We start from the raw sequence: 8,368 nt of genomic DNA, 5'->3' as shown, positions 1-8,368 counted from the left end.
GTCAGTCTGTAGAGCGACCATAAGACCAGAACAGAGTAAATCTGTTAAGGCAGGTGCGGAACCCCGCAAGGGAAAGAAGCAGAAACCCAAATCGTGAGGTTTGGGAATCGCCGTCCGTTTTACGGCGGCGAGGATGTCAATAGGATTATTAAGCAAGGAGGCAAAATTATTTGTAGGATGGGTTAGCGGTAGCGTAACCCATGCCGGCGTTGGGTTTCATGCTTCAACCCAACCTACGTTCTAATTTTAGTGAGTATCTTGTCGAAAAATCTAGCGGGGGCATTCATCCGACATTTTAGGTAAAAAAATTAATTCAGCCGGTGTTACCGCTCCTTTTTCCGTGATGATAGCGGTGATTAAAGCGGCGGGAGTAACATCGAAAGCGGGGTTATAAAAGTTAACATCTCTAGGGCAAAGGGTAGTTGTCCCCACCTGATAAATTTCGGCATGATCGCGCTGTTCGATCGGTATCCCCGTACCATCCTTAAGGGAAAAATCCACCGTCGATAGCGGCGCGGCCACATAAAAAGGCAGATTATGAGCTTTTGCCAGCACCGCAAGGGAATAGGTGCCAATTTTGTTGGCCGTGTCCCCATTGGCCGCAATGCGATCGGCCCCAACAATCACCGCATCGATCAGTTTTTGCTGCATACAGTGGGCCGCCATGCTATCGGTGATCACGGTGACGGGAATTCCCTCCCGCAGACATTCCCAGGCGGTTAATTTTGCCCCTTGCAGCCGCGGCCGGGTTTCGTCTGCATACACTTGTATTAATCTCCCTGCCGTCCAAGCGGAACGAATTACCCCTAAAGCAGTACCATAACTGGCCGTGGCTAGGGAACCAGTATTACAGTGGGTTAAAATTGTCAGTTTTTCTGGTTGCTCCGGCAGCGCCAATAAACCATGGTGACCGATCGCCCGACAGGTTTCCACGTCTTCTTTTTGGATATTTTGGGCAGTTTCAAGGAGATTTTTGGTAATTACTGCCACTTCTGGGCCACTTTCCCTGGCCACTTTTAACATTCGCTCGATCGCCCAGAATAAATTCACCGCCGTCGGCCGGGTTTGCGCTAATCGATCGGCTATTCTAGTTAAATCAGCCAGAAATTCCTCTGTCTGGTCGGTGGTAATTTCCTGCGCTCCTAAAACCATACCATAGGCAGCCGCCACCCCGATCGCCGGAGCGCCGCGCACAATCATCGTTTCGATCGCCCGGGCCATAGCTTCACTGCTGGTGATCTCAACTTCCCCATACTCCATAGGTAAACGGGTTTGATCGATCAGCCAGACTTTATTATCTTGCCAACGCACGGGATAGATTGAGTTACTCTCGCAAGTGGTTGTGGTCATAAACATTTTTAGATTGAGAATTAGCTAAATTTACCACTATAGCAGCGGCCTTTCTCCACGGCTGATCAGCAGTAAAAACTATTTTGTGTTTTTTTGTAAAAAGTAATTTTAAATACAGAAACTTTTTTTAGAATGTATAGATAAGTGACTAGAAAAAATTGAAGAATACTTTCTCACTTAGTCCGAGCTTTTATTTAACTAATTCCGAGGATAATTACCGTGAAAACAGCAAAATATCCCGAAAAAATTGCCGCTCTCTGGACAACATTCCTCTTGGGAACCCTATTTCACACCCAACTGGGTTTAATGCCGCTTTTCCATGGTCAATCGATCGTCGAGAGTCATCAAACCAGCAATCTCGATCCGATTTTCTGGGGAATGTTGCTCTTTTTTTTGCTGCCAATGTTAGCGATTATCGGGGTCAATTTTAGCGAAAGTCGCTCCTTGAGAAAGGCCCATTTCTGGCTGACAATTCTCTATTCTGTCTTGAATTTAGCCCATCTGATCGCCGATCTTCTGGTCAGACCGATCGCCTGGTATCAAATCGCTCTCATGGCAATTTTATTGATCATCGGACTGATTTTAAATCTAGTTTCCTATCAATGGCTGCGGTTAGCGATCGCCCATCCGCGCCATCTCTCGGAAAATCATTAGCAGCGCCAAGATCAAAGGGTGGCCCGTTGACTAACTGATCCACACAAGAGGAGGCCTTTTGATCTTAAGTTGGTGCTTATTAAAGCAAAAGCAAGCTTAAACCGTAGCTAAAGCGATTTTTTTGAAAATATAGCTTAAAAACTCTAATTAATTCCTATGATTACCCAGATCAGCCCATAAATTGCCCCTATTTCCTGGCCGCCGCTGCGACCACATCTCACCAAATATGGAGCTTTTTAGCTATGATGGTTCAGAAGCAAGCCAATAAAGGGAACTTTCGGGGCTGGTTATTCATCAAAAAACTCCTGATCGGAGGGGTTAAGCAGACGATATAGTTCAGATTAACGGCAAATATTGGTTAATAGTAATAACGAGGTAATTATTTTGATGAAATCTCTCATTCGTTGGACGGCAACTCTTGGTTTAGTAGGAACGACAATGTTGACTTCGCTCCTGGGCAGCTATTCTAAAGCACTCGCTTTACCGGAAGAACAAATCGTCAAAACCTTGCAGTCTGTACCTGTCTTCGCTATTGCCGATGATCAAGGAGTTCCCCTAATTGCCGTGGGAGAAAAAGAACAGAAATTCACGGGAGTTTTTATCAGTCGGCAGGACGCACAAAACTTTTTTGAACGACTGAAAAAAGAGAATCCCGAAGTGGCCAGCAAAGTTAAAGTTCAGCCTGTTTCTTTGGCACAGGTCTATAAAATGCAAACCAGTCAAACCGATCAAAATCGTCTAATTATCGATTTTGTTCCCAAAGAGTCGGAAGTAGAATCGGCGAAAAAACTGCTCAGTGAAAGAGGTCAACAATATCAAGGTGGTGTACCTTTGTTTGTGCCGAAAGCAGGAAAAGAGAGTAATTTTCTGGTGATCAGTCGCAATAATCAGGATTTGATTCCTTTCTTCTTTGAAAAGGCCGCCGCTTTGCAAATGGTAGAACAATATAAAAAAGCTAATCCCGCCGAAGCAGCCACGGTGAAAATTGATGTTATTCCCTTAGAAAATGTCATCGCCACCCTACAACAAAGCAACGATGAAGCTTTAACTAAAATTCTCCTCTATCCTAGCCAAGAAACGATTGATTTTATTCGGGCAAATAGCAACCAAAATGCTCCCAAACAACCGCCAGCAAAGCCCTAATCATAATACCAATAATCCCCCCGCCCCCAATCGTTAAGCCTTGTGACTGCTAGTATTTCCGGTCAAGAATTAAGTCAATGGCGCCAACAGGCGATCGCTGATTTAGAGCGATCGCAAATATCTCCGAAGGAAGTGGATATCTTTCTGCAAGCAGTGACAGATTTAGATACTCTTTCCCTGCGCTTACAATCCTTTCGCGAACGAGAAAAAATCCCCTTGAGTTATTCTTGGTCGGAAATTACTAAACGCTGGCAAAAACGCCTGCAAGCAAGGGTTCCCTTACAGTATTTGCTCGAATCGGTGGTCTGGCGTAATTTTACCCTCAAAGTCTCCCCAGAAGTCTTAATTCCTCGTCCCGAAACCGAGTTATTAATCGATATTGTTGGCGAAACCGTCAGAGGAGACGACGGGGGAATCTGGGTAGATCTGGGAACCGGTAGCGGTGCGATCGCTATTGGTTTAGCCAGTATCTTGACAAAAGCAGCAATATATGCTATTGATTACAGTCCAACGGCTCTAGCGATCGCCAAAGAAAATATCATCAAGACGGGTTTTGCCGACAGAATTATCTTAAAACAGGGTTCTTGGTGGACACCTCTAGAGAAGTGGAAAGGACAGATTAGCGGTATGCTGTCCAATCCCCCCTATATTCCCAGTGCAGAAATCCTCGACTTACAAATTGAAGTGCGGGAACATGAACCCCGTTTGGCCCTGGATGGAGGTGAAGACGGATTGACTGCGCTGCGCTATCTAGTGGCCACTGCTCCCGATTATCTGCGCTCAGGAGGCCTTTGGCTAGTGGAAATGAGAGCCGGTCAAGGGGAAAAAGTAGCGCAAATGCTGGAAAATCAGGGCAATTATCGACAAATTCAGATTATTAACGACCTAGCAGGTTTCGATCGCTTTGTTTTGGCCGAGCGAATTTAGCGCAATGCAGCCGCTTCGCAGTCCCGCAGCCAGAGACGCACCGCTTGGCCGATGGTGCCTTGGCTGGTTTCTAGGGGAGGTAAGGGGACTTGAGCGGGTTCAAGGGCAGCTAATTGACTGTAAACCGTCACTAATCGCCATCCTTCCCCAGTTTTAGTTAAAAATAACCAGTGATAATTCTGGAGAGTGACAAAGCGATTTTTGCTATACTGACGCTCTAAAGTCGTAAAAAAAACCTGTTGAGTGTCATCGGCAATTTGACCAGAATATTGACTGGCAGTTAAAGGTAGGGGTGTAAATTCGGGACGACCGGCAATAATCACAAAAACCGGTGTAGATAATTCTTGATCGATTTGGGAGCGGCTAATAACTCGATTAGCATAACTGGGTAAATCTGACAAGAGGCGATCGACTAAAAGATTTAAATCCTCCGGACAGCTAGAAAGAGGACGACTAACTGCTGGCAAGTTAATCCCGAAAATAACCAGTAATACAGCTAAATGTCGGCTAATTCTTGACAAATTTTTGCCCATGCTACCTTTGGCTCCTCGGCACCGGTGATCGGTCGTCCAATTACTAGATAATCAGCCCCAGCTTTAAGCGCTTGGGCCGGAGTCATCACCCGACTTTGATCCCCTTTCGTTGACCAGGAGGGACGAACTCCGGGGCAAACTAAGAGAAAATCCTCTCCACAGATGCGCCGCAATTGCGCCACTTCTTGGGGAGAACAAACCGCCCCATCAATTCCTGATTCCTTGGCCAATAATGCCAGATTTAAGGCATATTCCGATAGTTCTAGGGGAATTTTGAGGTCGAGGGCTAATTCGCGGGCGTTAAGGCTGGTTAAAACGGTGATAGCGAGAAGTTTTGGCGGCGATAGCAGGTCAGAAATTGCCTCCTTAGCCGCCGTCAGTGCTTGCCGTCCGGCCGTAGCGTGCAGGGTGAGTAAATCCACTTGATAGCGACTAGCTGAACGACAGGCCCCGGCGATTGTATTGGGAATATCATGAAATTTTAGGTCGAGAAAGCTCTTTTTTTGTCTTTCTTGCAGAATCCCTAGAATTTCTGCACCGCTACTGACAAATAATTCTAGTCCCACTTTCCAAAAATTGACTTCCGGCAACAGATCGAGCAGTGCGATCGCTGATTCTAAATCCGGCACATCGAGAGGAACAATAATTCGGTCTGAGTTGGTCATATTGGGGCGATAAATCAAAGAAAAATCCAATCGGCAAAAGTGGCAGCCTGTCCGCAATAAATGCCATCACGATCGATGATATTCCAAACGATCGCTTTTTCAATGCGAAATAGTTGACCGTTTTTCGTGATCCTTACCCCGTGATAATCGTTGATATAGCCCTGTTTTTTGACTAAATCCAGCATTTTTTGGCGTTCTTGGGCGGGTTCCTCTCCCTCTACCGTTGCTCGCGAAGGAGTTGCTAATAATTCTTGCCAAGTTAAACCCCAGAGATCGAGGGCGCAGCGATTACCATAATTGAAGATCGGATTAGTTTGTGTACCGTGGGAAACTAGCACAAAAGGGGCATAAAAGAGCATTTTACTCTGTTCTTTGCCAGTACCGATCCAGGGTAAAAGCGATCGCCCGATTAACTGTTCATAACTATCTAGCAGCAATTCCGTCCAAGCTATAATAGCTAAATCTTCCCAAATTTCCATAAAATTATCTTGAAAAACCGGTTTAATCTTCCCTTTGCCAATATTTATAGGCCGCGTAGGCTAAAGTAATCACTCCCGTCAGAATTGCCGACTCATCCACTAAAAATTCCGGATGGTGAAGGGGGGGATTGAGGAGGTTAGGAGAACCCACTCCCAGACGGAACATTGTCCCCGGGGCCTGTTGCAAATAAAGGGAAAAATCCTCGGCCCCCATGGAGGGTTCCGAGAGAATTAAAACCCGATCCTGTCCCCAAGCTTCTAAACCGGCTTCTTCGACTAACCGGGTTAAAAATTGGTCATTTTGCACCGATGGCACGCCCCGACGATATTTTACTTGACATTTAGCGTTATATGTGCTACAGACATTCGTGACCAAACTCTCGATCCATTCCGGGAGATGGGCGTGGGTTTCTGGGTGCAGCGATCGCACGGTTCCCGCCATGCGTACCTGATCGGCGATGACGTTGGGGGCGCGACCACCGCTAATCTGGCCGATGGTGAGGACAATGGGACGCAAAGGGTTTTGAGTCCGACTAATTGCCTGTTGCAAAGTGGTGATTACTTGCGAGGCGATCCAGATAGCATCGATCGCCTCGTGGGGCCGGGCCCCGTGGCCGGATTCCCCTTGAATAAAAATCTCCAGATCGTCGGCAGCTGCAGTTAAGGCCCCGTAACGAACTCCGATCGATCGGGCCGGAATCGAGGGGAAAACGTGCAGCCCCAAAACGGCGCTGACATCCCGCATCACCCCTTCCCGGATCATCCAACTGGCCCCCTGGGCGATTTCCTCTGCTGGTTGAAAGAGAAAGCGTATTTTTCCCTGCAAAGGTTCCGAGAGACGGGAAAGCACCATCGCCACCCCTAAACCGACGGTAGCATGAACATCGTGACCGCAGGCGTGCATAATCCCGGGTTTGCGGGAAGCAAAGTCTAAATCGGTTCTTTCTTGGATCGGTAGGGCATCCATATCGGCCCGGATAGCTAAAATCCTTCGATCACTGCCTTTTCCCGCCAATTCTCCCTTAACTCCCGTTTTTCCCACCGCTTCCTGCACCGATAGACCACAGGAAGACAAAACCCCGGCAATATAGGCGGCAGTTTGATATTCTTGCCCGCTTAACTCTGGATTCGCGTGAATGTGGCGGCGAATCTCCACTAATCGGGGTGCGAGACTCTCGGCTATGTTTTTAATCTCGGAGAGCATGAAACCAGTTTTACAGTATCTTTAAAGTTAATCATAGAGCATTGTTTACCTGAAAATTCGACTTGGCTGATTTTCAGTCTGCATTGTCTTCTCGGCATTCTTTCAACCCAGGACTAAGCTAATTTGTCAATAGGATGCAGGAGTTACCATTCATCTCTTGATTCGGCAACGCCTCTTGAGAGAATATTCCAGCTATGATAGGAAACAGTGTCTAGTTAGGAAAAAACATGGTTCAGTCTTCCGAAAAAATTGAAGTTAAGTACGGGGAAAGAGAAATTGCCGCAGGAACATTAATTACTTTCCCCAATCCACGTCCGGGCAGAAATTACGATATTCAGATCACTCTGCCGGAATATACCTGTAAGTGTCCCTTTTCCGGTTATCCCGATTTTGCCACTATTTATCTTAGCTACGTTCCCGATCAAAAGGTGATGGAATTAAAGGCGATTAAACTTTATATTAATAGTTATCGCGATCGTTATATTTCCCACGAAGAAGCAATTAACCAAATTTTAGATGATTTGGTGGCCGCTTGCGAACCCTTGCAGATGAAAATTAAGGGGGATTTTCATCCCAGGGGTAACGTACATACTGTGGTGGAGGTGATGTATAAAAAAGAATAGCATAATTGTCTAGTTTGGGGATGGGTTAGCCCCCATCTCTAGCTGTTCTAGTTTTTGTTGTTCAAGTTTTTTGCTGTTGGAAGGTCTGTAGCCAGTCAACAGGAGACGATGATCGAGCAGGTTATATCGCTATCTTGTCCTTTGTCTGATAGGTTTTACTCATCGAATCTGTCCTCGTCTGAGACAAATTGACAATAAAAGCCGTCTGCTCGTTTAATAAGCCTAACTCTTTTAATGGCTCTTCTCGACTTTGTGTGATAATTTTTGCTTATAGAATCGTGAAATGTTTACTGGGAAAGACTTTTAGGACTATTTTGCTGAAGAACCTATCAGTATAGACCTCGTTGCCACACAGAAACCAGAAGAGCCTTTTAATGGTAGATTTATCGAGAATCTCACGGTTAAAAGTGCCGATTAGCTTTAATTTTCCTATCCCAGTTTTATCCGTGATGTGGATAAACTTCTTGTCTTCTGTTAGTTTCCAGCCAGAAGTTTTGTACTCTACAGACCTTGAGAACTTTTTGAATTGGGGATAACCTTTTTTTGCCAAACCCTTCTTGATCCGTCCGCTCGCCCAATTCGATTCGGCGCGGGCGGTGCGCTTTTTACAGTTGTCATAAAAACGGGATAGAGAAAACCAAGCTCTTTCGGTTCTTCCGAACTTACCATGTAAAATCAACTAGCAAAATGCCAATTTAATAAACATCTAAGACTAAAGTTTTTAAAGTTTCTAAATCCATAGCCTCTCCTTTTAATCACCTTCAGTTTATTATTAATTCCTTCAACTGTT

General features: G+C 45.7%; 9 protein-coding genes and 2 pseudogenes. 4 read left to right on the top strand and 7 right to left on the bottom strand.

The window, feature by feature from the left end; translation table 11 throughout:
• Window positions 1–270 precede the first annotated feature (270 nt).
• Window positions 271–1,350 (bottom strand): S-methyl-5-thioribose-1-phosphate isomerase, encoded by a 1,080-nt coding sequence (gene mtnA / locus IM456_RS18080; protein ID WP_149985528.1) that lies wholly within the window; start codon window positions 1,348–1,350, stop codon window positions 271–273.
• A 219-nt stretch (window positions 1,351–1,569) separates the two neighbouring features.
• Here mtnA and IM456_RS18075 point away from each other — a divergent pair, with 219 nt between their 5' ends.
• The 3 genes and pseudogenes from IM456_RS18075 (at window position 1,570) to prmC (ending at window position 4,074) form a co-directional block, all read left to right on the top strand.
• Window positions 1,570–2,004 (top strand): hypothetical protein, encoded by a 435-nt coding sequence (locus IM456_RS18075; RefSeq protein WP_149985527.1) that lies wholly within the window; start codon window positions 1,570–1,572, stop codon window positions 2,002–2,004.
• A gap of 387 nt (window positions 2,005–2,391) precedes the next feature.
• A pseudogene (locus IM456_RS18070) lies at window positions 2,392–3,184 on the top strand (Tic22 family protein).
• A gap of 5 nt (window positions 3,185–3,189) precedes the next feature.
• Window positions 3,190–4,074, top strand: a complete 885-nt coding sequence (gene prmC, locus IM456_RS18065) for a peptide chain release factor N(5)-glutamine methyltransferase (RefSeq protein WP_287693013.1) — start codon at window positions 3,190–3,192, stop codon at window positions 4,072–4,074.
• Here the strand turns inward: prmC and IM456_RS18060 are convergent.
• Genes IM456_RS18060 through IM456_RS18045 form a run of 4 tightly spaced genes read right to left on the bottom strand, consistent with a single transcriptional unit; the run spans window position 4,071 to window position 6,955 of the window.
• On the bottom strand, window positions 4,071–4,607 hold the full coding sequence (locus IM456_RS18060; RefSeq protein WP_147072181.1) for a hypothetical protein: 537 nt from the start codon (window positions 4,605–4,607) through the stop codon (window positions 4,071–4,073). The two genes, prmC and IM456_RS18060, sit on opposite strands and share 4 nt — an antisense overlap.
• Complete coding sequence (gene pyrF / locus IM456_RS18055) at window positions 4,571–5,272, bottom strand: orotidine-5'-phosphate decarboxylase (protein ID WP_287693012.1); 702 nt, start codon at window positions 5,270–5,272, stop codon at window positions 4,571–4,573. Before pyrF ends, IM456_RS18060 begins: the two co-directional genes overlap by 37 nt.
• Window positions 5,273–5,286: 14 nt before the next feature.
• Window positions 5,287–5,751 carry an MEKHLA domain-containing protein gene (locus IM456_RS18050; RefSeq protein ID WP_104397245.1) on the bottom strand — a complete coding sequence of 155 codons (465 nt, stop codon included), beginning with the start codon at window positions 5,749–5,751 and terminating at the stop codon, window positions 5,287–5,289.
• A gap of 22 nt (window positions 5,752–5,773) precedes the next feature.
• Window positions 5,774–6,955 (bottom strand): M20 family metallopeptidase, encoded by a 1,182-nt coding sequence (locus tag IM456_RS18045; protein ID WP_149985522.1) that lies wholly within the window; start codon window positions 6,953–6,955, stop codon window positions 5,774–5,776.
• A 227-nt stretch (window positions 6,956–7,182) separates the two neighbouring features.
• On the opposite strand from IM456_RS18045, the gene queF reads away from it, so the two are divergent.
• Window positions 7,183–7,578 (top strand): preQ(1) synthase, encoded by a 396-nt coding sequence (gene queF, locus IM456_RS18040; protein WP_149985521.1) that lies wholly within the window; start codon window positions 7,183–7,185, stop codon window positions 7,576–7,578.
• 364 nt (window positions 7,579–7,942) lie between these two features.
• Here the strand turns inward: queF and IM456_RS23610 are convergent.
• Window positions 7,943–8,227 (bottom strand): annotated as a pseudogene (locus tag IM456_RS23610) (RNA-guided endonuclease InsQ/TnpB family protein); the annotation flags it as partial.
• Between the two features lie 26 nt (window positions 8,228–8,253).
• A partial coding sequence (locus IM456_RS18030; RefSeq protein WP_271927689.1) for a transposase occupies window positions 8,254–8,368 on the bottom strand: 115 nt, incomplete at its 5' end.

Source organism: Microcystis sp. M079S1, from assembly GCF_020246425.1.
GTDB lineage: Bacteria > Cyanobacteriota > Cyanobacteriia > Cyanobacteriales > Microcystaceae > Microcystis > Microcystis aeruginosa.
Note: the sequence above shows the minus strand (reverse complement) of the source record. Positions and strands in the feature narration are given on the sequence as shown.

Excerpts from the sequence above, each read along its gene's own strand:
- mtnA (WP_149985528.1), bottom strand. The coding sequence starts at position 1,350 with ATGACCACAACCACTTGCGAGAGTAACTCAATCTATCCCGTGCGTTGG.
- IM456_RS18060 (WP_147072181.1), bottom strand. The coding sequence starts at position 4,607 with ATGGGCAAAAATTTGTCAAGAATTAGCCGACATTTAGCTGTATTACTG.
- pyrF (WP_287693012.1), bottom strand. The coding sequence starts at position 5,272 with ATGACCAACTCAGACCGAATTATTGTTCCTCTCGATGTGCCGGATTTA.
- IM456_RS18050 (WP_104397245.1), bottom strand. The coding sequence starts at position 5,751 with ATGGAAATTTGGGAAGATTTAGCTATTATAGCTTGGACGGAATTGCTG.
- IM456_RS18045 (WP_149985522.1), bottom strand. The coding sequence starts at position 6,955 with ATGCTCTCCGAGATTAAAAACATAGCCGAGAGTCTCGCACCCCGATTA.
- queF (WP_149985521.1), top strand. The coding sequence starts at position 7,183 with ATGGTTCAGTCTTCCGAAAAAATTGAAGTTAAGTACGGGGAAAGAGAA.